Here is a 26,577-nt window from a genome sequence, read left to right as displayed (position 1 = left end):
GGTATAGGCAAATTTTGGTGTTGCAGATCAGGCTTGGCCCGCGTGCAGGGTGGCGGTTACACCCCGTCGCGGGACAAGCCCGCGCCTACCGCTTCCTGCGCCAAACCCAGGAACGCCGCAGGCAAACGCGCCTGGCGCCGCTCTTTCAAGCAATACAGGTACTCATGCATGACCGGGGCTTTCTCCAGGCTCAACACGCACAGCTCAGGATTATGCGGTACTTCATGGCGGGCAATGATGCTGATACCGATATTGCGCAACACCGCTTCACGAATCGACTCGCGACTGCCAATTTCCAACATTGAACCAACCTTGATTCCAGCTTCGACAAGCATCTGCTCGGTCAGTTTGCGTGTGCTCGACCCCTGTTCGCGTACCAGCAAGCAGTGCCCGGCCAAAGCCGAAAGCGGCAGTGACTCACGGCAGGCCAGTGGATGGTTACGGTGCACTGCCACCACCAGCGGGTCAGTGCCCAGCACTCGTCGCACCAAACGCGAATCTTCGAGCAGTTGCGAGGATGCGGCAAGATCAACACGGTAGTCTTCCAGCAGCTCCAGCACTTGCTGGGAGTTGCCGATTTCTACCGACACTTCGACCTGTGGCAGGCGCTCGCGGAAAATCTTCACCAGATCAAGAATGTAGTACGGCGCCGTCGCCGCGATTCGCAGGCGGCCCTGCCCCTGCCCACTGTTGCGCAGGAAGAACTCGATGTCGGCTTCTTGCTGCAACAGCGTCTTTACCATCGGCAGCAGGCGCGCGCCGTCATCGCTAAGCGTCAGGCGCCGGCCGCCGCGGAAAAACAGCTCGACTGAATACTGGCTTTCCAGATTGCGGATCTGCGTCGTCACCGTCGGTTGGCTGAGCCCGAGTTTCTTTGCCGCCAGGGTAATGCTGCCCAGACGGGCAACCATGTAGAAGGCTTTCAACTCGGAACTCAACATACATCCTCTATTTTCTCAACAGACGCAGGCCGTTGAAGACCACCAACAAACTTACGCCCATGTCAGCGAACACCGCCATCCACATGGTTGCCGTACCGGCGAACGTAATCGCCAGAAAGATCGCCTTGATCGCCAGGGCCAGCACAATGTTCTGGGTGAGGATCGCCGCGGTCTGACGTGAGAGCCTGACGAAGGCCGGGATTTTGCGCAAGTCGTCATCCATCAACGCAACGTCGGCAGTCTCGATGGCCGTGTCGGTACCGGCGGCGGCCATGGCAAAACCAATCTCCGAGCGCGCCAAGGCTGGGGCGTCGTTGATGCCGTCGCCAACCATGCCGACCCGGTGCCCTTTGGCGTACAGGTCCTCAATGGTCTTGAGCTTGTCGCAAGGCAACAGATTGCCATAGGCCTCATCGATACCCACCTGAGCGGCAATGGCTTGCGCGGTATGAGGATTGTCTCCGGTGAGCATGACAGTCTTGATACCCAGCTCATGCAACTCGGCAATCGCCTCGCGACTGCTGTCCTTGACGGTATCGGCCACCGCAAACAGGGCCAGCGGACCGGACTTGTCGAGCAGCAGCACCACGGTCTTGCCCTGACGCTCAAGCGCATCGAGTTGCGCCTCAAGCTGTGGCGAACACAAGCCAAGCTCTTCGACCAGACGGTGGTTGCCCAGGTGATACAACTCACCCTCGATTTCGCCACGTACACCGCGCCCGCCCAAGGCTTCGAACGCCGCAACGTCCTTCAGGGCCAACTGCTTTTCAGCGGCGAAGACGGCAATGGCACGCGACACCGGGTGATCGGAGCGGTCACCGAGACTGGCAGCCAGCGCTTGCGCGCGGCCCTCGAACAGCGGATCAAGCACGACATGATCGGTCTGTACCGGCTTGCCGTGGGTAATGGTGCCGGTCTTGTCCAGCGCCAGGAAGTCGAGTTTGCGTCCACCTTCAAGGTAAACCCCGCCCTTGACCAGAATGCCTTTGCGCGCAGCTGCAGCCAGGCCACTGACAATCGTCACCGGGGTGGAAATCACCAGTGCACAAGGGCAGGCAACCACCAGCAGCACCAGGGCACGATAGATCCAGTCGAACCAGGCGCCGGCCATGAACAGCGGCGGAATCACCGCTACCGCCAAGGCAAAGGCAAACACAGCCGGGGTGTAGATGCGCGAAAACTGGTCGACGAAACGCTGGGTCGGGGCACGGGCGCCTTGCGCCTCCTCCACCGCCTTGATGATGCGCGCCAGGGTCGATTGCCCGGCAGCCGCCGTCACCCGATATTCAAGGGCCCCAGCCTGGTTGATGGTGCCAGCGAAGACCTTGTCGCCTGGACCTTTCTCAACTGGCAGGCTTTCACCGGTAATCGGTGCCTGGTCGATGCTCGACTGGCCACTGACCACTTCGCCATCCAGACCAATGCGCTCACCGGGGCGCACCCGCACCCGCGCACCCAGCGCCACGTGCTTGACCTCGACCTCGTGCCACTGACCATCGGCCTGTTGCACCGTGGCCATGTCCGGGCTCAACTGCATCAAGCCGCCAATGGCGTTGCGCGCGCGATCCAGCGAGCGCGCCTCGATCAACTCAGCGACCGTAAAGAGGAACATCACCATGGCCGCTTCCGGCCATTGACCAATCAGCACCGCACCCGTCACGGCGATACTCATCAACGCGTTGATGTTCAGGTTGCGGTTCTTCAGGGCGATCCAGCCCTTTTTATAGGTGCCCAGGCCACAGCTCAGAATCGACACCAGCGCAACCAACGCTACAACCCAGTCTGGCCCCAGCGCTGCGAAGTGAATGGCCTCGGCAGCCAATGCCGCGACACCCGACAGCGCCAACGGCCACCAGTGCTTCTTGGCCGGCGCCGGTGCGGCGGCCGCTTCCTCGCTGGAGTCGGTCAGCGGTTCGGCCTGCATCCCCAGCGAGGCTACCGCTTGCTCGATGGCCGAGGTGTCGGCATGGGTGTGGCGAACCCCGAGGATGCGGTTGATCAGGTTGAATTCCAGTTGCTCGACACCCGCAAGCTTGCCCAGTTTGTTCTGGATAAGGGTTTGCTCGGTCGGGCAATCCATTGCCTCGATCCGAAAACGGCTCAGGCGCGCATCGCCGCTGGCCGCTTCACTCAGTTGCACCAGTGACGGCGCCGCATCATGGGAACAGCAGCTATGAGCGTGCTCAGCATGGTCATGGCTGGCGTGATCATGGGTGTCTTCACCCAGTTTGTGGCTTACAGGCTGGTTCATGGGCTCATCCTTAAATGTCCTGTTGCCAAGTGAACACCCTGTAGCCACTATAGGGTCAAGCAACCTGCCGAGGTATTTTCAGATGAAGATCGGAGAACTGGCCAAAGCCACCGACTGTGCGGTAGAAACCATCCGTTATTACGAGCGGGAAAACCTGCTGCCAGAGCCTGCGCGCAGCGAGGGCAACTATCGGATGTACACCCAGGCACACGTCGAGCGCCTGACCTTCATCCGTAACTGCCGCACCCTGGACATGACCCTGGAAGAGATCCGCAGCCTGCTGCGTTTGCGCGACAGCCCGAACGACCAGTGCGAAAGCGTCAACGCCCTGATCGACGAACATATCCAGCATGTCAGTGCACGTATCGAAGGCCTGCAGGCTTTGCAGGCCCAACTGCTGGACCTGCGCCAGCATTGCCTGCCCAAGGAAGTGCAATGCTCGATCCTGCAGCATCTGGAGGTCAATGGTGCGGTGACTGCTCCAGAAGCGGAGCATTCGCATGTGGGCAGAAGCCACGGGCATTGACAAAAAACCTCCCGGAATCAGCAAGAAGGCTTCAGGTTTGGGTGCTTTCGGAACCATCTTACGCACCCTGCCGCTTTTTCTCTGTTGTCGTAAAGGCGCTACAGGGCTAGTTTCCTCGAGTCGCTAGATTGGCGACAGAGTGTGAGAACCTGAGTAGATGATGGATGCAGCTAGTTTTGGCGGCTGTACGCGGACAGACCTCGGTCTGGCCGGGTTTCCTATGTCTATCGGTCTCTCACCCGCGTATGGCTGCCACCCTAATCCTATGAGAGGGAAACGGGAGTAGCTCCTGATAGATATAGGAGTTACCTCATGAAAAAAGTCGTTTCCGACCCACCGCTTTCACTTTCATCCAGCCCTTACTTCTCCATCCACAGCGATCTCATCCCTAGACTCCCTGGCCTTCGCCAGCGAGTTTCTCCGCGGCATCCGCGAAACCATCGACGAATTTTGCCGAGCCCAAGCCAAGGAACCCGGTCAAGGAATGCTGGTGAATGTGCTGCATTCGGCCGAGATGGCCAGGGCGCTGGTTGAGCATGTGCTATGCAAGCTGCAAGGAGTCAAGCCATGAGCGTGAAGACCGGCAAGACGGTGGGTGTGGTGGATTTCATTCGCAGCGAGCAATCACCGATGGGGCTGTTTCGCATTGCGCCGGGTATCTTTATCTACCGCTCGTACCAGGGAAATGCATGGACACAATCGTCATCAGGTACTTTGAGCAGGTCAAAGACCTTGCGACAGGGACAGTAAGTTTGTCCCCATTGGGCAAAGAAACACATGAGTCCATTTCTGAAGCACTCATGCCTGGAAGTGGCCACCACAAAATCTTTTGCATCAAGAAATTCACCGGCGTTGCGAACTACCGCTGGTACGTAGAAGGGGTGGCACTGCTCACGGCACCTGGCGTTGTCCCAGCTGAGTTTACTGTGACGCTCAGTAAAATCTTCACCACGGTGCCTGAGGAATACCTTCAGCAAACGCTGAAGAAAACCGGCTATAGGCTGAACAATGTGCTCCAGTTCGGCACCTTGGTTGAGGTCGACTATGGATTCATCCAGACCATTGGCCGCGAGGATGGTGCCCTTCGGACGAACAAGCGTTACTGCGATACCCTACAAAAAGGGGAGATGCACAAGCGTAGGCTAGCTATCGTCGTCCGGGCCAACAGGGGAGTTTGTCAGGTTGTTCCGGTGACCTCTGATGCACCTGGCACATCGGACAAAACGTGCTTCCAACTTTCACGCGCCACCCTGGATCAGCTGACTTTTTGGGGATCAAGCGGAAAGGACAGCTGGGCGATCTGCCAAATGGTGGAGTCGGTATCCATCAACCGAGTACTGCCTCCAGCGACTGAGTATCTGGTGCGCGGGCAGACACGCCGAGGCCGTAATATCCACTACGCATTGCGCCTGACCGAAGCGGAAAAAGGACTGCTGAAGACATCTCTCCTCCATAGCATAGGCGTCACCGACTATCAGCAGACCAAGACCAGACTGGGCGAAACACGCGAGCAGTTGCAGAAGCTTACAGACGTAGCGACTGACCTCCAGGCTGCTAATGACCGCATTGCCGCCCTTGAGGCTGAGCGAAGCGAACTGCTGCTGTACAAGGAGGTTGCACAGGACTGGGGGAAGGGAATGGGCGAAGGCCAGCTCCAGGGAGCAATCGATGACTTAAAAGCGCTTTACGAGGCCATGGCCGCCGAGGGTTCCGGCGAGAAATTACCCTCCTGGCCTGAAGCCAGCAATGTCAATCTGTTTGACAACGTGGTTAGCAGAAAGTAACCTTTTTGCACTGGCGGGGAATGCTGGAGCAGTACCGGAACCTCGCGACGGCCTTAGGGCATATACTGCAGAAGAAAACGTTTTACAGAAAACCGCCTATAGGCGGTTTTTTGCATTCTAGCTTCCTTGCCACTCAGGCTTTTCGAGCAAACACACTGGTCGGGCTTGGTCGATGTGGGGCTGGGTATGGAAACGGCTTAACGCTTTGCCCCTATACAAGCCCGCACCCCGCGACTGTTTGCGGACTTGAATAGAGACTGCTGTAGATCAGACCGCCATCGGCGCAGTCATTGGCGCGTGGTGTTCGTAGCCTTCGAGGGTGAAATCGCTCGGGTCGACCTTCTCCAGCCACTGCGGCTCATACACGCCAGTCTTGGCGTATTCCGGTACGCGGTCATTGATCACCAGCTTGGGCACCGCCAGCGGCTCGCGTTTGAGCTGCTCGTTGAGCATGTCCAAATGGTTCTCGTAGACGTGCGCATCGCCGATGAAGTAGGTGAACCAGCGCGGTGTGTAGCCCGTCAGGCGGCCAACCAGCGACAGCAATGCAGCGCCTTCGGTCAGGTTGAAAGGCGTGCCCAATGGCTTCATGCGACACCTATGATGCACACTACGACTGTATCCTTGAGCAATATCTGTATCATCTCGTAGTGCAGAATTATAATTGCACATTACGTGAGAAATAACAAGCACTTACCTTCATTCATTGCGCATGCATTTGCGGGCCTTACCCACGTTGACGCCCAGGAAAATGTGTCGCTATGCCAACACTTGTTGATGGCCTCCGATACCCCTAGATCCACCGATCTTCACGTAGGCCCGTCTCGCCCACGGGCTAGTGACTCCGAACGTGTCCGTACCGTATACACTTGGCACAGGCTATCTGCCATCACGACTATTAGCTTTCGCAATGGACACTCCATGGATTACAGACGCATCAGAGGCATGGATTCAGGACAGCGCCTCGCATTTGAAGAACTCGTTTGCCAGCTAGCCCGACGTGAACCACCAGCCGCTGACGCGGAGTTCAGGCGAATAGAAGGTGCTGGAGGAGATGGGGGAATCGAGGCGTACTGGTTGCTCAGTGATGGAAGCGAGGTTGGTTATCAAGCTAAATACTATACGAAATCGGCTGATATAAACTGGGCTAACATTGACGACTCCGTGCGGCGAGCCTTGGAAACGCATCCAGGATTGTCCAGGTATATTGTCGCTCTCCCCTGTGACCTGACTGATAAGACTGGCAAGCAAGGTGGCGGCAACACAGGTTGGGAACGCTGGCACTCTCGAAAGGAAACATGGGGAAAGCTCGTTGCGCCGGGTAAACATGTCGACTTTATTGCATGGACGGCCTCAGAGATCACGGATCGACTCACCCATCCGAATGCGGAGGGGTTGCGCAGATATTGGTTCGGCGACGTTGAGTTCTCACCAAAATGGTTTTCCGATCACATTGACCTAGCAGTCAAATCGCTGGACGAAAGATACCATCCTGAAGACCATGTGGAAGTTGGCATTGAAAGAATATTCAAGGTCATATTACGAGACGATAGCATTGTCTCCGAGATCCAGGATCACTTTTCAAAAATACAAAAAGCCGCCCAACTTGGAGACATTGAGCAGTCATTCGAAGGCAGCTTAGAGCTTATTGAGAATATCCACGCCAAAACAATTGACTTGGAGAAACTTAGCCTCGCATTTACTTCAGACGCCTACAGAGTCTGGCCTGTAGCGGCAGCCTTAGAGATAATCGAGTCTATTTCAGAAAGCGTCCATGATCTAGAAAGATTTTTTTGGCGAGCGAAGCAAGAAAAGGCGAAGGAACCAAAGTCCAGCAGCTCCTCATTGGACTATATAGAGTACCGACTGCGAGATCTCAGTGGTGCAGCATACGCCTTCAGATCACTCATCGAGGGTCGATACATTTCTGCGGAATCAGGTCGCAGCATCTTCATATTTGGAAAAGCGGGAACGGGAAAATCGCATCTGCTGGGTAACGTAGCGCAGAACGCCATATCAGAGGGCAGAGCTGTCGTCCTGATACTTGGCCAACAGCTAAACGGCGACAGCGTCTGGGCTCAGTTTTCAAAGCGCCTGGGAGTCGGAGACATTAATCCTGACGCATTGCTTCAAGCACTGAGTGCCGCCGCAGACGTTACCGGCAAGCGCGGATTGATCCTGGTGGATGCGGTAAATGAGGGGGCTGGATTAACTCTCTGGCGTAATGAGCTTGCAGAGTTCGTGGCAAGAATCGAACGCCACCCGAACCTAACGCTGGCCTTCAGTTGTAGGACTGAATACATTCCTTACATTATCCCTCCTGCGGTAAGTGAGAAGGTTCCGGCGTTCCGAATTCGCGGATTTGAGACACAGGAAGAGCAGTCCAGAGCGGCTCGAATATACTTGGGAAAGCGCGGCATATCTCAACCGAACACCCCATGGTTAGCTGCCGAGTTTGTAAATCCGCTTTTTTTGCGTAGCGCCTGCGTTGCTCTTGAAAGGGAAAATCAAAAGTGGTTCCCCAAGGGTTTGGTCGGCACGAAGCAGGTTTTTTCGTTCTATACGAAGAGTATTGCTCGCAACTTGGGTGCCGGTAGGGATGGTAGCGATGAGTTGGTAAGGCCGACGAACCAGGCACTCGCTGCTATTGCATCAGAGATGGCTGCAAACAGACGGGACTATGTCCCGCATAGCGACGCCATACGTATCGTCGATGGGAGGTTCCACGCATACCCGGCACCTCCGGGAACCACATGGTTTGAAATTCTCCAGAGAAACGGATTATTCAGGCTTGATCCAGATCCCAGGGAAAGGAGAGCCGATCCTTTTGCCGCCCCTGAAGACATCGTTCGCTTCAGCTTCCAGAGACTTCAAGACCACTTGATGGCCTCAGTGATACTGGAGACGGTAATCAATCCTGCTGATGCACTGAAATCTGGTGCCCTGAAATTCATCCATGATGATGAAAGCATTCATGGTGACTGGGTGGGATTGGTCGACGCCCTGTCGGTGCAACTGCCTGAGCGTTTCAATCAAGAGCTGCTCGATCTGTTACCAGGCGATATCAATGCATGGGCGAATGATCCAGCAGTCAATGATGCCTTCATAGAAAGTCTTAGGTGGCGCAATAATGAGTCGTTCACCGACCGGACGCTCGAGCTATTCAACGCATTCCTGGAGGTTGAAGATGGGTATTTCGACATTATCATCCAGGTCAGCGCGAGTGCTGGGCACCCCTGGAATGCAGAAGCACTGCATAAGCGGCTAATTGTCCTTGAAATGCCGAAGCGGGACGCATACTGGACTGTGCACGCGAATATTCTCCCGTTAGACGAGGGGGCTACTGCCAGGCGGCTCATAGAGTGGAGCGCTCTCGAGCAAAGTGAGCAGACAGACTCTGAGGTACAGTACCTTTGCGCGATAATCCTCACATGGTTCCTTGCTAGCTCTAATCGGGAGCTGCGGGACAAGGCCACCAAAGCGCTTACCTCGCTGATGATCCGCAACCATTCTCTGTACGCGAAGCTTTGTGATGACTTCGCCGCAGTGGACGACTTGTATATCCTAGAGCGCCTGCACACAGCAGCCTTCGGCGCGTGCTGTGTCAGCAATTGTGAACGGCTTCTGCGCCCCTTTTCTGAGGTGACCTACAAGGCTGTATTCGACCGAGTGGACGTCCCCGCGTCCATCCTGCTTCGAGACGCCGCCCTTGGCATTATCGAGCTCGCAGCTTGCAAAAACTGCTTGCCGGAAACCGTGGACATTCAGAAGGCCCGTCCACCCTATAACTCGAGAAGCATTCGGCTTTCCGTTACAGAAGATGCGCTCGAGAAGGCTGCCAAGCATGCTGGCGACTCTCAGATACAGAGCTCATGCGCCCAGTGGGGTGGCGACTTTGGCTGCTATGAAATACGACCTCGCGTAACTTCGTTCCTGAATATCTCGCTGAGCACGCCTGAGCCCCTGACCCCCTCTGAAAGATCTGAAATTTTTGAGCAAGAAGTCATCGACCATTGCCCTGAACGCGTCGAACTCCTTGAGATGATGCATGCCTTCACGCCGACCCGTTTCCGCGATCTTCTTCAGCGCCGGCAGGGCACAACTGCACCTGATTACTCTGAAAGCTTTAAGGCGTGCGAGACACTCCTTCTAAGAATGCTGAGCACAGGTGAAAAGGCAAGGTATCGCAAGGAATATAAGCCGCGATTCAATGCCCCCGAGGAGCGGCCTGACCAGCTACCGCATATCGATGTGACTGCAGCCCAGCGCTGGGTCGCAAAGCGTGCCTATGGCCTCGGCTGGACGAAGGATTTGTTCCCCGAAGATCGGAGCAGGCGTCATGATTACAGTCGGGACAGACCGTTGGTTGAGCGTATTGGTAAGAAATACCAGTGGCTGGCTTTGGATGAGCTTCTCTGCAGCCTTGCGGATAACAAATGGATGTCCGAACGCGCCCTCCATGGATCGCGTCAGTATGCTGGGCCTCTCGATGTAGGTTTCCATAGAGACATAGATCCGACAATCCTACTAGCCTCCGAAGAGGCGCCTAGCCCGGAAGATTCCATTCCCAGATCCGAAATCACCATGCGACAGACCTCAGAACAGGAACTCGGGAAGTGGCCTTTCGAAGAGGATCCGGCTTTGGGTATGGCAAGCCTTGTCAGCAGGACGGATGCGAAGGGCCGGGCCTGGATAGTCCTACATGAGCATCGGTCGGTATCAGAGCGGTACAAAGATAAGTCCAGCCGCGAGCATGGGCTTAGAAAACAGGAGTGGCGCTTTTTACTGCCAGTAATCGTAAAGCGTGAGGATGAACAGAGACTCATAAAATACATCCGTATGGAAAAAGAGGTTCGAGTAGACAACTGGTCAACCCGAAATGCGACGGACGATGGCTATCTGCTGGAAGCCCCTTGGCGTTCGACGTGGGATCAAGAGCAGTGGTCAACCATGGACTTTCACAATATTGGTGAGGTTGAGATTGCCTACCCGTGTTTCCGTTACCACTGGGAGTCTCATCTAGATGCGTCTCTGAACGACGGCGCTCACGCTCTGATACCTGCACCATGGCTCGCAAAACGACTAGGGCTGACGCCGCATCAGTCCAACTCAAACATATACGCTGACAGCTCTGGCAGAACACTTTTCGTCAGCGGGCAGAGTCCTGACGACGGCTCTCATGCTTTTATAGATCAGGGTCTGTTTGACTCCTTTCTCGAGGAAGACGGTCTGTCCTGTGTATGGATTTTTGTCACAGAACGGGGCGCTTGGCCAGGCGGTGGAAACAGCCATGCCTCCTGGCGTCGATCTGAAGGGGTCGTTTGGTTTAGCAAGCGCGCTCCACAGCTGCAACATTGGAAAAGGGATGTGGACAAGGGAGAGCCAGGAGAGGCATCCGACCTGGATTCCTGAATTAGGGGCAGCCGGAGTGGTCACCAGGTCGAGGTTCAGCATTAGTTAGCTGGGCTAGCCTCGACTTGATGGCTGATGACGGTTCGAACAGTGCGTAGCCAAACAGGAAGTAGCTCATGTCTAACAGGAAGAAAAAGCCAAATCGCTCCGGGAAAGTTACGTCGTCACTGGCAGATCACAAAAGGGTTGGCAAAGCGCTCATACCCCCCATTATGCAGATCACAGGGATGAGCTTCTCGTCATGGGCGAACAATCGCCTACCGGAGATGCTTTGGGCCTGCCTGGTCATTACCGTAATTCCCCGTGAAGAGGCAATCGAGGTTTTTCGGGACATCGCTTCCATCGGCATTCGCTATCGACGTGATGATGACCGCGAACAGGAGCCAAAAGAAGCACTGGGCTGGACGCTTCGCCACTCTGATTTACCGAACCAGCCGAGAGAACTCTTCAACGCCCTCGTGAGCCGGGTGCTCCACTGCCATTCAGGCTTGCAAGCGTTGCGTCCGTTACTGCTCCTCGAAAACCTTCCAGGTCGAGACTGGTGGAAAGCAGCACTCGCTGCTGAAGCAACCGAGGACGACTGGCAGACCCTTGGCCAGGCGGTACTGAAAACCTTTGACCACCAGTCCCAAGAAGCAACGGATGTGCGCTGGTTAAGCGTACTGTTCAAGCTAGGGCTAGGGGAAATCTTCGTCATGGAGGAGATGAGGGAGCGGATTCAGGAAATTATCGAATATCCACACCGGGGAGATATGAGATCAGTCCGACCCTCCATTAGATCCATGGAAATGGCTGTAATCAGCCTTAAACCGGATCAAGAACCTAGCCTCTGGCCCGAATTATTTTGGGCTTACACACTGGAACATACCCACTGCCTCCCAGCTCCGTTGGAGGCCAGAGGTGAATCTGCCCATGACCCCAAAATCTTGGGCAAGACGATCAATGATGTCCGTGAAGGTTTACTGGCTCACTGGTTCACGAGCTTGAGCACCACTGGCCTGAATCAGAAACATGATGGCGTTTTCGGGTTCGGGTTCTTCGCTCTCGCCTGCTTAGCCGAAATAAGCATGGGGCCGTTGAGCTCAGCCATTACCGGAAGGCTACTGCTTCGATCTCTCACTGAGTGCAGGATCTCGCTGGCTTACCTAGTACGCTGTGGGAACGACGAGATGTGGAAAAAATTCCGTTCCTATGGCGCCGGCCAAGCCAAGCTGGCACTGCTCAAGCACGAGGAGATGGCCGGTCAGAAGGCTCGGTTTGTGACCCAACAGGCTTTGGAAACCTTGGCGAACGAAGACTACTTCCAAGAGTACGTGGAGATCGATCTGGGCCATTGGGCCGGTAAAGATCTTCGCAGGCTAGCAGAGGAGTCAGGCACGAAGGATGACTACGACAGGTACTACGGTTGGGCCTCGGGCTTCGTCCATGGACAATGGGGTGCAATAAGGGACAGTAACTTCACTCACTGTCTGAACCCTCTGCACCGGTTCCATCGCATCCCACTGCCATACCACCGGATGCTAGAACCTACCATTGCTGATGCGTTGCATTTAATAAATGCCATTCTTGCCGACGTGAACACTGCGTACCCTGGATTTGATACGCGCTTCGAGATCGAGGACGCACCGAGGGATGATGAGAACAATGCGGCGGCTCCTAAAGAGCCTGCATAGGCTGAGGTTTGGGGATAAACGGGATTCATCTGCTGGTTAATAATGATCCCGAATCGGGATATTAAGCCTCTAAAACTGGCTTAGTGTCCCTTTTCGGGCACATTACACGACCCTTCAATCTCGAGCCGTGTTTGGTCATTGTTTGAACAGCTTATCCAGTGTCACGAACGCAGCGCCTGTCTCTGCCGCTGCTCTTACTTGCCGCCCATAGCCCAATCTTTCGGAACCATCGTAGACGCTCCGCAGATTGCCATGCTAATTTCTATGCCCCTGATCTCCCTGGATCAAACGGTCGGCTCGTGAAGGCTCCAGTGCCACAGGTTGCAACACCACTTTTTCGCACGCATTTCGACGATAGTCAGCGGGCAGCCGACACCCTGACGCTACCGGAGAACTGCTATGCGCGTCCCAGTCTATCCAGACGACCTGATCCGAAATCGTGGCTTCAAAAGCCTGTCCAAGCAGTTGCAGCAGCACTGGTGTGGCCCAGCCCCAATCTCACTTGCAGATGCTCAAAAAGCGCTCGCGCAGGGACTAGGTTATCTGAGCTTCCACGATCTCAGCGAGACGTCAAAAGTCTGCCCGCCAGATGAGCCTGTGCCGCATGAAGCCGATGTCAGGAAGGCAATTGGTTCAGCCATCAAAGCTACCCTGCAGGCAGAAACATCGCCGCCTGTGGATCGACAGAAGCTGGAACGGCTCGTGAACGATCTCTCCCTGAAAAAACTCCTAGCCTTTAAACGTGTGCAGGTTTCTCCCGCTGCTGGTCATGGCCTACTACCAAAACTGGTTATCCAGACTCAGCAAGGGTTGATCAAAGAACATGTTCAGACCTTGGAAAAGATCCTTGCCGAATCGGGCGACTTGAGAGATCGGGCGCTGTTTGCATGCATGCTGGGTGGGCTGCGGGCAAACGAGTTCCTATCGGCGAGGATGCAACAGGGTGCTGCGGTGTATAGCGTGAAGAGCCGTGATACCAAGCATGTACTCGATGCGATTCCTGATAGGTACAGGTCGATACTTAAGGAGTACATCAAGGTCTCAAGGCTGTCAGACGGAGATTATCTTTTCCGTGCGGGTAATGCCTCTGGGCGTCCGCTGTCGGTTATAACTCTGAGAAAGATCTGTTTCTCCTGGACTCGCAAAGGGAATATTGATGCGAGCTTGCTCACACCTTATGGCATCCGCAAAACCACGGACAATTACGCCGACTTTTTGCGCGAAATGGGCGTGAGGATGGGCCACCACTCAGTGAATACGTCCTTGGCATATGGAGTCGGTTTGCCGAAAACCAGTAGCACTGTTCACTAGGCCTAACCTTGGGAATGGTTTCGCGACTAATTTGCGAGGCCATTGAGTATTCCTGTTTTGGGCGAGCCCCCTGTTGGGGTACGGCTGTCGTGAACCCAATCTTGGCTTCGCCAATGTTGGGCCCTCCGGGCGTCCATCCTCAGGACTTTGGCCCATCCTATGCCGGCGCGCTCCGCTTACGGTCACGACCGATACCTGAGCAACGCTCCAAGCCACTTCCTGCGAAACCAGCCCGACGATGCCCTTCCCGCTGGCTATTGCGAAGTGAATTTTCCTGACCTATGATCGGGTCAGGCGGTGATGGTCGCCTGGCGCCTGTTTCGCGAAGCAATAGCCCATCGTTTGACATCTTCCAGCATTACATCGGCATGTCCCTAACCAGACGCTGCCCGGTGAACAGGCAATCGGACACCTAAGCGTCGTAGATTTAGGAACCTTTGCCATGTCTGATTTTTCCCCGCTAAACATCTTCAAATCCCAAGCTAAAAAGCTTGCTCATGATCAGGGCCTGAAGCTTTCTGTCGCTCAAGAAACCCTTATTCAAAAAGCAGGCTTCGCTGATTACCATGAGTTTTCTGTAGTCGCCCAACGGAACCCCAAGGATGCGCGTCTGATGGTGGCTGTTTTTGGGATCAAAGACTTTCACCAAGCGATCCATGAAGACGACGTCTACGCCCATCTGGATCTAGAACTGGAGGATCAGCTCTCCGGCGCGATTGCGGACACCAATGCGAGTGGATTCACTATTGATACTCTTGAAATTGAAAACGCTGACTACAGCGACGCAACCGGGAAGCTTACTTTAGAAGTCTCCCTGACCTACCAGGGGCAGCAAGATCAGGAGAGGATGTATCACGGTGCAGCCTTCTATCTCAAAGCCACGGTCGAATTGCTACGCCGTGATGGTATATGGCTACTTGCTGACGAGGGCGTGGTCATCTCCAGCAGTGAGTCTGATGCTGATCGCGACCGTAGATCTGAATGGGAGCACTGGGCCCAAGTTGAAGAAGCTGAACGCGGCAACCGCAAAACCATGGCCCAGGCCCTGGCGAATGAGCTGGAGATTTCTATCGACGACGCAGAGCTTCTAGCCGATTCGGAGGTCACGGCCAACGAATCGGATGAGGGCCTCGTATACAGTTACTGGATCAATTTTGAACCCGTAGCCGAGGGTAAAGTGAGAGCAGACCTCCTAGCGCGATTCGGTTCTCTTGAGTACGAGCTTGGCCCGAACTTCTTCGACGATATTGAGCACGAATTCTGAGGTTGACCAGGTGATGGCCGGCGCAAACGCTGGCCATTCAAAACGCTCTCTGCTTTATCCAGCCAGTACAAAACAAGCTGCGCATGTCGACAAGAACCATGGTGCTCGTGGGGGACAGTGCGCATCGCCACTTTCCAGCTACGCTGAGGCTCCATGCCCACCGTAGATAGGGAATTCCGGCCATGCACTCCTTGAGCAAAATACACATCAAGAACTTCCGCTCGTGCAAGCAAGTGTTTTTGCCTCTGGGTGATTTCACCCCACTGGTCGGTCAGAACAACGCGGGGAAATCCACCATCCTCGACGCGATCAGATTGGTGTTAGCACCAAAGGCATTTGCGAAAACAGACGCTAATGACCCCAGCCAGCCAATCATCATCAGCGCCTGCGTGTCAGGGATTACAGAAGAGCTGATTGCACAAATCCCTGAAGCCAAACATCAAGCCGCGATTACCCCCTACTGCATCAACGGTGACCTTTGGATAAGGATTTCTGCGTCAGGCTCGACAAAACCGACCACGGAAGTTTGGGAAAATGCGGATCTAAATGATCAGGGACTACCTGCTTCCTGGCGCTCATACCCGACTGGCCTACCTCAAGCCATTTCTGCACTGTTGCCTGAAGCGTTGCATATCCGTGCCATGGACGACGTCCAGGAAGATTTAGGTAAAGGGAAGGCTGGAAGCACAATCCGAGGACTACTGGATGAGATCATGGCTCCCATCCTCACGGCTCACCAGGAGGTTCAGGATGCCCTGACAGCGGTGAGGAATATTCTAGGCTCTGACGGAGAAAACCGATCTCCTCTACTGGCTGAGTTCGATACCAGTGCCACCAATGCCCTCTCAAGCTTCTTCCCCGGCCTACTGTTAAATCTCGACGTACCCTCAATCGATGTGAAGGAATTTTTCAAGAGCGGTGATTTGAATGTGACCGATGAGATATCTGGTCAAACTAGACGATTCGACACCTTAGGCAGCGGTGCACAGCGTGCAATACAAATGGCCTTGATCCGACTTTTGGCCGACATCCGCAAAACCCGCGATCAAGACCTCTCTCGCCGCCTCCTCCTGATCGACGAGCCCGAGATTTTTCTTCACCCACAAGGTGTCAGAGGCCTTAGGGAAGCACTCCATGTGCTTTCGAAATCTGGCTACCAAGTCGTATTCACTACCCATTCGCCATTGATGGTGAGCAGAGATAACGCGCCTGAAACGGTGATCGTGCGCCGATCAAGGGAGAATGGATCCGAGGTTCGGATTCCGATGGGTACGGCGGTTACTCAAGCTATAGCAGAGGCTCAAGCCCAATCTCGAACGCTTTTTGAGCTCGGAAATATTGCGGAGATCTATTTCGCTGAAAAGGTAATTTTGTGCGAAGGCAAAACCGATCAGAGACTGCTACCCCTCATATACGAAAAGCTCTATGGCGTCAGCCCAGAGCTCGAACGGATATGTTTCGTTGCCCTCGGGAGCTGCACCGCTATCCCTAAAGGCTTTTCTGTACTGACGGCAATGGGCATCAAGTGTGGCGTGATCGCTGACTTAGATTTTGCATTCACCCACGCTAGGGGCCCCTGGCTCCCGAAGGAATGCGAAGAGATGGATAACGTCAAATCTGCACTTCAAGTAGTCAGCCGAACCGAAGGTTTCCAGCTTGGAGGGAATGGAATGCCTCAGAAATCCCAGAACGGAACCGCAGCGGACTGTTGGGCTGCCTTCGCAAGGCATACTGAAGGTCAACCGCTCGCAAACGCCGCTCATGAGGCTATGAAAGCAAGATTTTCAACTTGGGTCTGGCCAATGGGATGTATTGAGGATGCCTTGAACATTGTGGAAAAGGGGGAAGCCGCCATTATCGCCCAGGAAGATAATATTCGAAGCTGGCAGCCGGAGACGATAGATCAAGAATATCCCGTTTTCCGAAGCACCCTTGATTGGATGCGAGCTATCTGACCGCTTACCTCATCGTAATGCTTCCGCTCGGGAGCATTACTCCAGCTAGTGCGTCAAACCTGCTAGCTCGCTGCGACCGTCTGTAGCTGTCCTATCTCCGCAGTGAAGCTCTGGCTCATCAGGTATCGACGCTTCGACCAGACCAGCGCGGCAGGAACACTAGCTACCTTGAGAATTCCATTACGCGGACTTGATGCGCCAAATGAGCGAGAGGATGGGGCACCACTCAGCAAACATGTCGTTGGCATACGCAATCGGACTGCCGACAACCAGGATCCCTTAGCTTTTGACCAATGGATGAGAATCCAGCGACCATAACACCGGCACCCAAATGAGATCCTGCCCTAAGGAATGCTTATGATCACCAGTTCCCTCGCTGAGCGATTGCGTAAGACTCAGCATGTCGTTGTCTTCACTGGGGCGGGTGCTTCAGCAGAGAGCGGCATCCCGACGTTCAGAGATGCGCTGACGGGGCTCTGGGAGCGCTTTGATCCTGCACAACTTGCGACTCCTGAAGCCTTTCGTGCAGACCCGAGCCTGTGTTGGGGATGGTACGAGTGGCGTAGGAACAGGGTCATCCAGGCGCAGCCAAACGGGGCACATCGTGCCATCGCTGAGCTTTCCAAGCATGTGCCCAAGCTGACTGTGATCACCCAGAACGTTGATGATCTTCATGAGCGGGCCGGCAGTCAGGATGTGATTCATTTGCATGGCAGCCTGCACTCTCCTCGGTGCATCGATTGTGGGCTGGCGTTCACATTGCCTCTCACGTCTGACGTGCTGCCGGAGGATGGACGTCGGATTGAGCCGCCGCGATGCTGTGTCTGCAACGGGTATGTTCGACCTGGCGTTGTTTGGTTCGGGGAGATGCTGCCTGAGGACGCATGGAGCGTAGGTCTCGCAGCTGCAGAGGGTTGCGATGTTTTCCTTTCGATTGGTACGTCCGGGTTTGTTTACCCTGCAGCTGAGCTACCACTACGTGCTTTAGGCCACGGGGCGACTGTTGTTCACATCAACCCTGTGCGGTTCGATATCAGCAGTCAGGAGCATTTTCTTCAGGGCCCTGCTTCGGTGATGATGCAGAGCCTACTTCGCGAGGCATTCGGCTGATTTCCTACCTCGTAGTTTGATCGCGGTTCACATTGCTTCTGCATTGAACCTGGCCCTCCGGGCGTCCATCCTCAAGCTTCGGTTCGTCCTGAGTCGGCGCGCTCAGCTTGCGCTTCGGGCCCGGCTGTGGAACTCCGCTCAGCCCTTTAAGTCATGGTGGAGTTTTCGTCCAAATCTATCTTATGAGAGCAGGGTCACAACCTAGTACGTGCGCCAGTAACTCATATGATATGGCTGAATTAGCCATCTCTAAATAGATTCAGTATAACTCACATTCCCAAGGGATATAAATGAAGCCTCCAACTTGACTGCTGCTATTGCCCTTTTTCTTGTTGCAGGACTCGCATAAGGTCTGGAGGTTCGTAGGATCGGTGGTTCCACCTTTACTGATAGGTACAATATGGTCGATTTGAGGCTTAAGGGAAGTATCAAAGACACCTGTAAGGCTATTTGAGCACTCCGCGCATCGGCCATTCTCTCTATAAAACAAGGCATCTCTAAGCCATGCTGGCCAAGAGCTGGAGCGCTTAAGCCTGCCCTGCGCATGCACATATAGGGGATATTGAGAAGGATTTATATCAGCAATAGCATCAGAAATCCGCTCCCCAAAACAACGCATCAATTTTTTGTCGTTAAATAGTATGCAAAATACTTCATGCGTAATTCTTTTCAAGGGTTCCTGCAATAACTCAAAGAGGTAGTCCTTTTGCTTTGAGATGTCGGAGTATTCCTCATCTGAGAAAGGGATTTTAAAGTGCTGTAGCAGTCTCGAGGACTCCAGCACAAACTCTTCGTCAGCCTTCCTGCGAAGGTAATTCCACTCTTCCCATAAACAGTTCTGAGCGAATCGATGAAGCAAAGTCCATTTGTATGGCTTGAAAGCGATTCTAAAAAAATCCTCGTCAATCGCTAGTGCATCCTCGAATGAGAGAAGGTCATGTCCGTAGCGCTCTTCAAAGGTTCCTAGTATACGGTGCCGTATAGCGTCCGCTGAGTTCAATGCCTCTGCAGAGTGGGGTGGTGAATATGCCAATGCTCTTGCCTTATCAGAGGTCGCATTTGGTTTTTTTTACTATACGGATAGATCGCGATTTCAGGCTGATTCATCTTCGTGAGGTATCCACTTTGGCTTGGCTACTCGTGACCCGAAGACGAACCTACCTATTGAGACTGTCTGGGCGCCGAATTCCAGTGAGGAGTGGTCGAACACTGGCGACAGCGCACTATGCTCTTGAATCATTTCCTCCTGTCCTGGCTTTTGGGCAATGACAGCTCCATAGCCGAAGCGACAGGTTTGGGTGTTTACAGAATGTACCCATTCAACGTCTGGTATTTCACCATGCATAAGCCCCTCCGCGCAGTAGCGCTCTCGGTATTCTTTAGCCCCAAACAACATCATGTGGGGACTGATGGGAAACTGGATCGCTATCGGCCCATCAGGGGAAATGGCATAGGGATTCTGGCTTTCGATTGGGATTGATGGGTCGTACCAAGCAACTGGATTGTCACTTGTGAGAAACGGCACGTCTGATGTGTTATGGATAATGGCCAGGCCAACCGTATCGAAAAGCTCCCCGATCTTCTTGATAAGGCCAGGCATCGCATGAATGCTTTGATGAGGGTCGATGGATACCTCGACCTTGTCGAGGATGTCTTCAAAACCTAGGGGTGGCGGTGAGAGCTTTCCATTCCTCACCAGCGCTTTCATCGTGTCCTTAACGGTTGCCGCAAATGCGGCCTCAAACGCATCTCGCGCCGCAGGCACACGAGCTCGCTGAAGCGCAACAAATTGGATGAAGGGCTCAATGTCATCGTTTATGGACTCTTTCCGAGCCAGCCTTTCAACGAGAACTGGCCATGCGGACTCTACCTCACAGAAGATGTCCTCGAGGGCGTTATTGTCATGACCGCCTTCGGGTAGCGGTTGCGAATAGTAATAGCGCTCAAACTGCGTTGTATCTGGCCTGGCAGGGAGCGCCCGTCCAGGGTTGTCTTTACGGTAAACGAGAACTTGGCCACCCTGATTCGCGAACGCTTTGAGATACGCTTTGGGAACGAAGTGATGGCGTTTTTTTTGCTGAGTAGAGTTCACTGCTCACCTAGATATCAATAAAGAATACGACGCTGACTGAATGCTCCAACTGCTCCATAGCAAGGGATCAGGGTTCCTCATCTTCACCACGAATCCAATTGTGATCAGGAACGATCAGTGTGCCAATAAGGCCATCAGCTTGCTTTCTCAGGAATTCCTCATGCTGAGAAATTGCCAGTGCAAGCATCTGGATTGCAGACCTCGCGACTCGCAGGGCATCCAGAGCCTCGTCGACAAAATCTGAGTGGTTGAGATGCTCAATTTCCGGAGCCTGCCTCGCTAGTGCGGGATCACCAAGGTCATGGAGCACCAGGAATCGATGTGTACCCGAATTTCGCAGATTTTTCTGTGAGCGGAGAATTCCGTCTACGCCGTTATAGTCTTCTGCCAGCTCGGCCAATCCGTACATTGCGTATACGCCTGCCCGAATCAGCACCTCAACTTTCTCTACAAGCCGAGTACCTGTTTTCTTGTCTTCGGGATCCCGCCACAGCCTCCCGAAGCTCACTTTTTTTGGAGCTAACCCAAGCTCGAAATAGGAGTTCGCTGTTACGGCTACCTTGTCGAGCAGGTCAAGGGCTGTCCGGTGCGCCAGTATAAGTGCCGAGGTTTCAGGGCCGTATAGAGCATAGTCAAGAGTGTCTGCAAACTGTCCTGTCTTAGGCCAAACGCTTTCGTCTCTTGCACGCCATGCTAATTCTCGGGCGAGCAAAAAATCGCTCTTCAACATATTGAACATAGCAAACAGTGGCGGTGGGCTAACTCCCTTTTCTGGCTCACGCTCGAGAATACCTGGGAGCGTGAGCCAATCGAGCTTACCCAAAGATGGATCGACGAGTTCGACAGCTGGAGCAAGGGTGAGACGCTCCTCCTCCACCCATCTGATGAATGGATCGGTGTGCTCAGACCGAGATGGCGGATCGCTTAGCTCACTGGCGAGCGCTTCAACCTTGGCCACTACGTTCGCCCCGGCGTATTGGAGGATTCGCTCCTTATTTCGAAGCGCCTGCCTGGCTAGCATCACGGCTTCCATGTGGGTTAGCTCTGAGCAGCCTCCACGTTTAAAAAGCCACATTAGATCCAATGCCGCGCAAAAGGCGGCGACGCCGTTCGTTGGATCAACCTTCAATGCGGAAAGGCGTGCGTCATGAGCCTCAGAAAGCCGGTAGGTTTTTGCGAACAGATTAGCGATGTTAGTCCAAGCCTGGGTGCGTAACTCCAAATCGGCATTTACATCCTGTACCACCCTCCAGTAGTGCCTTCGAGCTTCGGCTCTGTATGCGCGAGTCTGCTCCTGATGATCTACCCACTCCGAATCAGCGCTGCCACAATTTGCTGCTTCCACGAGCCCATTTGCCAAGTTGTAGGTGATATCTACTGTTGGGTACAGGTCGTGAAGCTCGCGGTATAGCTCGACTCCTTCATCGATTGCATCCCGGCGCCCAAGCGAAGCGCCGGCATTAACCAGTGTGGCCGCACGCAAGGACATCCAATTAACGCGATCAGGCCTATCTAGATCGATTTCACGTGCGTGTTGCACTGCAAGTGCGGGATCAGCATCCACCAAGGAACAGAGGTTGGATGACAGCTTTGAGAGCTCGCTCAACATGTGGTGCCTCCTTTGAAGGTGAACAGATCAGCGATGGTGGCATGTCTTAATCATCCGCAAATGCTTCAAGGGCAGTGAGCAGCTTGGCCAGCTCAGTCAGGTTGCCTGCAGTGACGATGTCGTATTCCCCCCGACTACTCAGCCGATAAATCTCGCGTGCCTTCTTAACGCGCTCCAGTAGAGGGACGACGATGCCTGACGCTCGCTCAAGGAAGTCATTAATGTCCGCTCGTGTTTGGGGAATTTTGTAACCCTTGACCGCGCTAGAGATGATCACCCCTGCATCGCGAAGCTTGGCAACGCCACTTGAGCGAATTCTCTGGCCGCTGACCTCGCCGAGCCCGCTGTCTTTTAGCTGGGCCATGATTTCCGTAGTCAACACGTAGTCCTTGGTGACGAATTCGCTCTGAAATCTCAAGAAACGCAAGATGCTTAGCTGCAGGCGCTCATCTTCATCAGGGTGCTCACCAACCCGCTCGCTAAAACGGTCTGCTTGGCGGAGAGCTTCCTGGTGTACTTGGTAGTCTGCATATCCCGATTCATTCGTCGGCGGAGGCAGGAGAGACTGGTACTTGGATGGCCACTCGAGCATTCCGAGAGTCAGACTGCGCAGGATCTTCTTGTAGGCGAGAACTGCTTCTTCCGATGCTTTTTCTTCGTAGATCTGAGCCACTGAGCCGGCAAAAAAATCTGCAACCTGAACAAGGACATTGTCCTTACTGGACATCGTCAAGAAAGCATCCTCATCGCCAAACAGGTCGTCAACGAACCGTTCTACAACGTAGCTTCTGAGACTCTCCTGAAATTCCTGCCCACCATGCTCATCTACAACCATCCGGAGATCAGGGTAGGCGCTGAACAGGCGCTCATAAAGCAGTCCGTTCACGTACTTAATGAAGGAGGTTTTGATACGAAGGCCACCATCCTTGTGGATTCGTGACTTATCAACGACGGTGAAATAGAGCTTGAATGGAAGCTCGGCCAGCTCGTTCAAGATCCGGGCACGGCGATCTGAATCTTTGGGCTTCAGATTGCTGGATTTGATCTCGCCTGTTTGAAAATGACGCTCGCGGAGTGCTTCAGCTAGGGCATAAGCAGCTTCGAGGTCTTTCTCTGCCACCAGAATGGAACACACGATGAAGAAACTCGAGCTTCCTCCCTTTGACGTGTCAAGGTCGGAATTCCCGGACTCATCCACGAAGGCATATGTTCTGACCATGAGCTTGCTCCATCAACAACGTACTGAGCGCGGTGGGTCGCCCAATGGCAAGGTGGCGAACTTAGTTCGTCGCAGTGGTAGTGCCTGGAGCGGGGCCTTCACTGAACGTGTAATTGATTACCACGTCATTGCGGATCAAGACGTCGAGGGTTTTCTGAGTGCCCGTAGTCGTTACCTTCATGGTGACCACGTAGCTTTGGGCGTGGGCTGAGCCATTGGTGTAGGTGTAGATCCACTTCTCGTCAGTCTCGCTGACAGCACTCTTGGCGTAGGGCTCACCAAACAGGGACTTCAACTCAGTAGTCGTCGTTTTGCCTTTGGTGATGCTCGCAACACTGGCCGACGGAAAGTCTCGTCCTGCGGTGTAGTGGGACGTAGCGCAACCGCCAAGTGCGACACACATCCCCATTACTGCGATGAGCTTTTTCATACCCTTCCTTGATCGTAGAAAGCTCGTAATCTAGCTCGCAGCCAGGCTAAAAGCCATCACGAGCTGAGTCATCTGCTTTCGTGCTCTCAGGAATTAGAGCTGCCAGCTAGCCGCTGCCAACCGACCTTGATTACATCTCCCCTTGTGGTGTACCTAAAACTGCCTGAAACCTTGCTAAGGCCAGAAGATATAGTTGATAGCTGGGGCGCGAACTACCATCGACATTACGAATAAACTTCTGCGCCGCCCGGCGTTCAATTGACGTAGTAACTGAAGGATTGCACATGATTGCTCGTTGGCGCTGGATAACGAATCAACTCACCAAACGGCTGTGGTTCAGAGCCTCCCTATTCTCCCTTCTAGGGGTGGCCACGGCTCTGCTCGCTGTTGTATTCAAAGACTTCATTCCGGAGTCATTGCCAGCGCGCATCGGCGCAGATGCCGTAGACAAAATTCTGGGGATCATTGCCTCCAGCATGCTGGCCGTCACAACCTTCTCGTTGAGCACAATGGTCACCGCTTATGGGGCCGCGAGCAGCGGAGTGACACCGCGCGCCACCACCTTGGTAATGGAAGACACTACGACCCAAAATGCCCTTGCCACGTTTATAGGTTCATTCCTATTTAGCCTGGTAGGGATCATCGCGTTGAGCACGGGGGCTTATGGCACGCAAGGTCGGGTGTTGCTGTTCGCAGTGACGATAATTGTGGTGATCTTGATCGTTTACACCCTCTTGCGCTGGATCGATCACCTCTCAAAACTCGGACGGGTGGGAGAAACCATCGACCGCGTCGAGAAGGCTGCGATAACGGCAATCACTCAACGAGTTCAGTGGCCATACTTAGGCGGTTCAGCTTACCCGACCAATCTTTCGCTACCTCCTGGCGCAATCACGGTCAAAAGTGAGCTAACAGGCTATGTGCAACATATTGATGTGAGCGCACTTGGAGCCATCGCGCAGGACGATCAAATACAGATTTATCTGGAGGTGCTTCCGGGGACATTTGTGCACGAAGGAATGCCACTGCTCCACATTGTGAGCTTGGGCAACACGAGGGGCGGTGATACCGATACTACAAGAGAGAAGGTTCTAGCGACCCTAACCTTCGGCGTCCGTCGAACCTTTGAAAATGATCCACGCTTCGGACTTTGTGTGCTCTCGGAAATCGCTTCTCGCGCCTTATCGCCTGCGGTGAACGACCCAGGGACAGCCATTGATGTCATTGGCCGGGGAGTGAGAACTTTAACTTGCTGGAGCAAGCCTAACGTATCGAGCTCGCATACAGACCAAGGCTGTAAACAGATCTTTCTCCGAGGGTTGACGGTTGATGATCTGTTCGATGATTTCTTTGCTCCGATCAGTAGGGACGGCGCAGCTTTGCTGGAAGTTAACGTGCGTCTGTTGAAAGCCCTCATCAGTCTCGCTGAAATAAACCCAGCGATCTTTAAAGATGCCTGCTACAGGCACGTGGATCTTCTGATCACTCGTGCAGAGACCACCTTAGCGCTGCAGCATGAGAAGGATCAACTGAGCTCACTGGCTAGAACGATCACGCGGTAGGCTTATTGAGTTGGATTCTTCGGCTTAGTGGCCGCTTCTGCGTTTTCGAGAAAGCCTCGCGCCAATTGCTGATACAACTCAGGCCCCATTCTTGAGCTGACAGCCTTGGCGATCAAAGCTACCGCCATGAGACTGATCACCATACTGTGGCTATCAATCATCTCCATCACAATGATTGCGGAGGTGATTGGCGACTGAGTAACGGCAGCCAGAAAACCAACCATGCAGAGTGCAATAGTGGGCTGAGCGGCCAAGTGAAATAGCTCTGCGGTATTGGCACCGACTGCGGCTCCTACAGCGAGCGAGGGCGCGAAAATACCTCCTGGAATACCAGAGAAGTAGGTCACTACGGTCGCAAGGAAGCGGGTAACAGGGGCGTGCCATGGCAGGACTACATCAGATACGATGACCTGAGAGGTAATGCCGTACCCACTACCGAACGACATTCCACCACTCAGCCAACCCAATATAGCGACGACAAATCCACAAATGCCGGCAAACCACACTGGGTGCAGTCGCCGCCATTGCCAGATGATCAAGTGTGGATGCCGCTGCGGCCATAACAACATTCGGCTGAACAAACCACCCAATAGCCCACATCCAATCCCTATGACTAATGCCGGGACGACTATGTCGTGGTTGATGTCCTGAATGCCGAAGTGACCGAAATAGTTGTAGTTTCCCTGCAAGGCAATGGCAACCATCCCAGATAGGATGATGGTACTAAGAAGAACGCCGCTGGTACGGGTTTCCAGCTTGCGTCCCAGCTCTTCTACCGCGAATGCTATCCCTGCCAGGGGCGTATTGAATGCTGCCGCAATACCCGCTGCACCTCCCGCCAGAATAAGATCCTCGCTGCGTACGATTCGCGCATTGGGCAAGAAACGGTGAAAGAAGTGCATGATGGATGCCGCAACCTGAACTGAGGGCCCCTCACGCCCCGCCGAAAAACCGCCGGTCAGTGCTAGAGTTCCAAGGCTTATCTTGGCAAAAGCAATGCGCAGTGAAACCAGTCTGTTAATGGGCTTACCTTGACGTGCAAGTCGTGTTGCTGCGATTACCTGAGGAATTCCGCTGCCTTGGGCGCCCACGAAAAAGCGCGTTGTCAGCCAGACTACGAGCATGCCGATCAGTGGGGTGTAAATAAAAGGTAGCCACGCTCGCTCAGCGGTCTGTTGAGCAAACTGCGCCAGTGCCATGTCTGCCAGCCTTGCGAAAGCCACCACCAGTAGGCCGGCAATGGTTGCCGCAATCCATAACGTGACCCTGGTGCGCCAGCGCATTGACGCGAAGCCTCGGCGTAACAGCATTATCGGTTTGATCACCCGAAGGGCTTCCTTGAAGTCGCCATATTGACCGCAAGACTAACCAAATAAGCAGCTCGTTCCAAACAGCTTTGGCGGAGCCGCTCGACAGGCTTTTTTTACGCCCATGGGTA

General features: G+C 54.1%; 19 protein-coding genes. 10 read left to right on the top strand and 9 right to left on the bottom strand.

Translation table 11 applies throughout. The features are described 5' to 3' along the window. Positions 1 to 56: 56 nt before the first annotated feature. A complete protein-coding gene (locus H8F21_RS07170; protein WP_203584172.1) occupies positions 57 to 941 on the bottom strand; it encodes a LysR family transcriptional regulator in 885 nt (294 codons plus the stop codon). A 7-nt stretch (positions 942 to 948) separates the two neighbouring features. Next, positions 949 to 3,192, bottom strand: coding sequence for a heavy metal translocating P-type ATPase (locus H8F21_RS07165; protein WP_203480987.1), 2,244 nt, complete (start codon positions 3,190 to 3,192; stop codon positions 949 to 951). Between the two features lie 82 nt (positions 3,193 to 3,274). Here H8F21_RS07165 and cadR point away from each other — a divergent pair, with 82 nt between their 5' ends. The 3 genes from cadR (at position 3,275) to H8F21_RS07150 (ending at position 5,502) form a co-directional block, all read left to right on the top strand. Then, on the top strand, positions 3,275 to 3,718 hold the full coding sequence (gene cadR / locus H8F21_RS07160) for a Cd(II)/Pb(II)-responsive transcriptional regulator (RefSeq protein ID WP_203480988.1): 444 nt from the start codon (positions 3,275 to 3,277) through the stop codon (positions 3,716 to 3,718). Positions 3,719 to 4,285: 567 nt separating this feature from the next. Next, entirely contained in the window at positions 4,286 to 4,468 is a 183-nt protein-coding gene (locus tag H8F21_RS07155; protein ID WP_203480989.1) for a hypothetical protein, read from the top strand. Further along, positions 4,408 to 5,502, top strand: a complete 1,095-nt coding sequence (locus H8F21_RS07150) for a type II toxin-antitoxin system PemK/MazF family toxin (RefSeq protein ID WP_203480990.1) — start codon at positions 4,408 to 4,410, stop codon at positions 5,500 to 5,502. The genes H8F21_RS07155 and H8F21_RS07150 overlap by 61 nt, the downstream gene beginning before the upstream one ends. A gap of 267 nt (positions 5,503 to 5,769) precedes the next feature. On the opposite strand, the gene H8F21_RS07145 is transcribed toward H8F21_RS07150, so the two are convergent. Next, a complete protein-coding gene (locus H8F21_RS07145) occupies positions 5,770 to 6,174 on the bottom strand; it encodes a thymidylate synthase (protein WP_268963050.1) in 405 nt (134 codons plus the stop codon). A 249-nt stretch (positions 6,175 to 6,423) separates the two neighbouring features. Between H8F21_RS07145 and H8F21_RS07140 the strand changes: the two genes are divergently transcribed. From H8F21_RS07140 to H8F21_RS07115, 6 genes are all read left to right on the top strand, one after another. Next, entirely contained in the window at positions 6,424 to 10,914 is a 4,491-nt protein-coding gene (locus H8F21_RS07140) for an NACHT domain-containing protein (protein ID WP_169918563.1), read from the top strand. Positions 10,915 to 11,030: 116 nt separating this feature from the next. Beyond that, positions 11,031 to 12,587, top strand: coding sequence for a DUF5677 domain-containing protein (locus H8F21_RS07135; protein ID WP_105753681.1), 1,557 nt, complete (start codon positions 11,031 to 11,033; stop codon positions 12,585 to 12,587). A 399-nt stretch (positions 12,588 to 12,986) separates the two neighbouring features. After that, positions 12,987 to 13,898, top strand: a complete 912-nt coding sequence (locus H8F21_RS07130) for a site-specific integrase (protein WP_105753680.1) — start codon at positions 12,987 to 12,989, stop codon at positions 13,896 to 13,898. A gap of 442 nt (positions 13,899 to 14,340) precedes the next feature. Beyond that, positions 14,341 to 15,162: a hypothetical protein gene (locus H8F21_RS07125; RefSeq protein ID WP_105753679.1), complete on the top strand. Its 822-nt coding sequence runs from the start codon at positions 14,341 to 14,343 to the stop codon at positions 15,160 to 15,162. Positions 15,163 to 15,344: 182 nt separating this feature from the next. Then, positions 15,345 to 17,117: an ATP-dependent nuclease gene (locus H8F21_RS07120; RefSeq protein WP_106117502.1), complete on the top strand. Its 1,773-nt coding sequence runs from the start codon at positions 15,345 to 15,347 to the stop codon at positions 17,115 to 17,117. Between the two features lie 357 nt (positions 17,118 to 17,474). After that, positions 17,475 to 18,227, top strand: coding sequence for an SIR2 family NAD-dependent protein deacylase (locus H8F21_RS07115; protein ID WP_106117501.1), 753 nt, complete (start codon positions 17,475 to 17,477; stop codon positions 18,225 to 18,227). A gap of 259 nt (positions 18,228 to 18,486) precedes the next feature. Here the strand turns inward: H8F21_RS07115 and H8F21_RS07110 are convergent, their stop codons facing one another. From H8F21_RS07110 to H8F21_RS07090, 5 genes are all read right to left on the bottom strand, one after another. Further along, the gene (locus H8F21_RS07110) at positions 18,487 to 19,260 is read right to left on the bottom strand and encodes an HNH endonuclease (protein WP_169918566.1); all 774 of its coding nucleotides are present in this window, start codon (positions 19,258 to 19,260) and stop codon (positions 18,487 to 18,489) included. 60 nt (positions 19,261 to 19,320) lie between these two features. Beyond that, positions 19,321 to 20,319: a DUF4238 domain-containing protein gene (locus H8F21_RS07105; RefSeq protein WP_197898210.1), complete on the bottom strand. Its 999-nt coding sequence runs from the start codon at positions 20,317 to 20,319 to the stop codon at positions 19,321 to 19,323. A 67-nt stretch (positions 20,320 to 20,386) separates the two neighbouring features. Beyond that, complete coding sequence (locus H8F21_RS07100; protein ID WP_203584171.1) at positions 20,387 to 21,928, bottom strand: LA2681 family HEPN domain-containing protein; 1,542 nt, start codon at positions 21,926 to 21,928, stop codon at positions 20,387 to 20,389. Positions 21,929 to 21,974: 46 nt separating this feature from the next. Beyond that, positions 21,975 to 23,147 (bottom strand): DUF3800 domain-containing protein, encoded by a 1,173-nt coding sequence (locus H8F21_RS07095; protein WP_106115703.1) that lies wholly within the window; start codon positions 23,145 to 23,147, stop codon positions 21,975 to 21,977. Between the two features lie 61 nt (positions 23,148 to 23,208). After that, positions 23,209 to 23,577 (bottom strand): hypothetical protein, encoded by a 369-nt coding sequence (locus H8F21_RS07090; protein WP_096143194.1) that lies wholly within the window; start codon positions 23,575 to 23,577, stop codon positions 23,209 to 23,211. A 284-nt stretch (positions 23,578 to 23,861) separates the two neighbouring features. Here H8F21_RS07090 and H8F21_RS07085 point away from each other — a divergent pair, with 284 nt between their 5' ends. After that, positions 23,862 to 25,139 (top strand): DUF2254 domain-containing protein, encoded by a 1,278-nt coding sequence (locus tag H8F21_RS07085; protein WP_096143193.1) that lies wholly within the window; start codon positions 23,862 to 23,864, stop codon positions 25,137 to 25,139. A 2-nt stretch (positions 25,140 to 25,141) separates the two neighbouring features. On the opposite strand, the gene H8F21_RS07080 is transcribed toward H8F21_RS07085, so the two are convergent. Next, entirely contained in the window at positions 25,142 to 26,464 is a 1,323-nt protein-coding gene (locus H8F21_RS07080) for a chloride channel protein (protein ID WP_096143192.1), read from the bottom strand. Between the last annotated feature and the right edge of the window lie 113 nt (positions 26,465 to 26,577).

It is taken from the genome of Pseudomonas arcuscaelestis, assembly GCF_016881005.1.
Classification (GTDB): domain Bacteria; phylum Pseudomonadota; class Gammaproteobacteria; order Pseudomonadales; family Pseudomonadaceae; genus Aquipseudomonas; species Aquipseudomonas arcuscaelestis.
This window is presented reverse-complemented; position numbering and strand designations above follow the sequence as displayed.

Coding starts and splice junctions, on each gene's coding strand:
- H8F21_RS07120 (WP_106117502.1), top strand. CDS start 15,345: ATGCACTCCTTGAGCAAAATACACATCAAGAACTTCCGCTCGTGCAAG.
- H8F21_RS07090 (WP_096143194.1), bottom strand. CDS start 23,577: ATGAAAAAGCTCATCGCAGTAATGGGGATGTGTGTCGCACTTGGCGGT.
- H8F21_RS07140 (WP_169918563.1), top strand. CDS start 6,424: ATGGATTACAGACGCATCAGAGGCATGGATTCAGGACAGCGCCTCGCA.
- H8F21_RS07095 (WP_106115703.1), bottom strand. CDS start 23,147: ATGGTCAGAACATATGCCTTCGTGGATGAGTCCGGGAATTCCGACCTT.
- H8F21_RS07170 (WP_203584172.1), bottom strand. CDS start 941: ATGTTGAGTTCCGAGTTGAAAGCCTTCTACATGGTTGCCCGTCTGGGC.
- H8F21_RS07125 (WP_105753679.1), top strand. CDS start 14,341: ATGTCTGATTTTTCCCCGCTAAACATCTTCAAATCCCAAGCTAAAAAG.
- H8F21_RS07145 (WP_268963050.1), bottom strand. CDS start 6,174: ATGTGCAATTATAATTCTGCACTACGAGATGATACAGATATTGCTCAA.
- H8F21_RS07155 (WP_203480989.1), top strand. CDS start 4,286: ATGAGCGTGAAGACCGGCAAGACGGTGGGTGTGGTGGATTTCATTCGC.
- H8F21_RS07165 (WP_203480987.1), bottom strand. CDS start 3,192: ATGAACCAGCCTGTAAGCCACAAACTGGGTGAAGACACCCATGATCAC.
- H8F21_RS07130 (WP_105753680.1), top strand. CDS start 12,987: ATGCGCGTCCCAGTCTATCCAGACGACCTGATCCGAAATCGTGGCTTC.
- H8F21_RS07150 (WP_203480990.1), top strand. CDS start 4,408: ATGGACACAATCGTCATCAGGTACTTTGAGCAGGTCAAAGACCTTGCG.
- H8F21_RS07135 (WP_105753681.1), top strand. CDS start 11,031: ATGTCTAACAGGAAGAAAAAGCCAAATCGCTCCGGGAAAGTTACGTCG.
- H8F21_RS07100 (WP_203584171.1), bottom strand. CDS start 21,928: ATGTTGAGCGAGCTCTCAAAGCTGTCATCCAACCTCTGTTCCTTGGTG.
- cadR (WP_203480988.1), top strand. CDS start 3,275: ATGAAGATCGGAGAACTGGCCAAAGCCACCGACTGTGCGGTAGAAACC.
- H8F21_RS07115 (WP_106117501.1), top strand. CDS start 17,475: ATGATCACCAGTTCCCTCGCTGAGCGATTGCGTAAGACTCAGCATGTC.
- H8F21_RS07085 (WP_096143193.1), top strand. CDS start 23,862: ATGATTGCTCGTTGGCGCTGGATAACGAATCAACTCACCAAACGGCTG.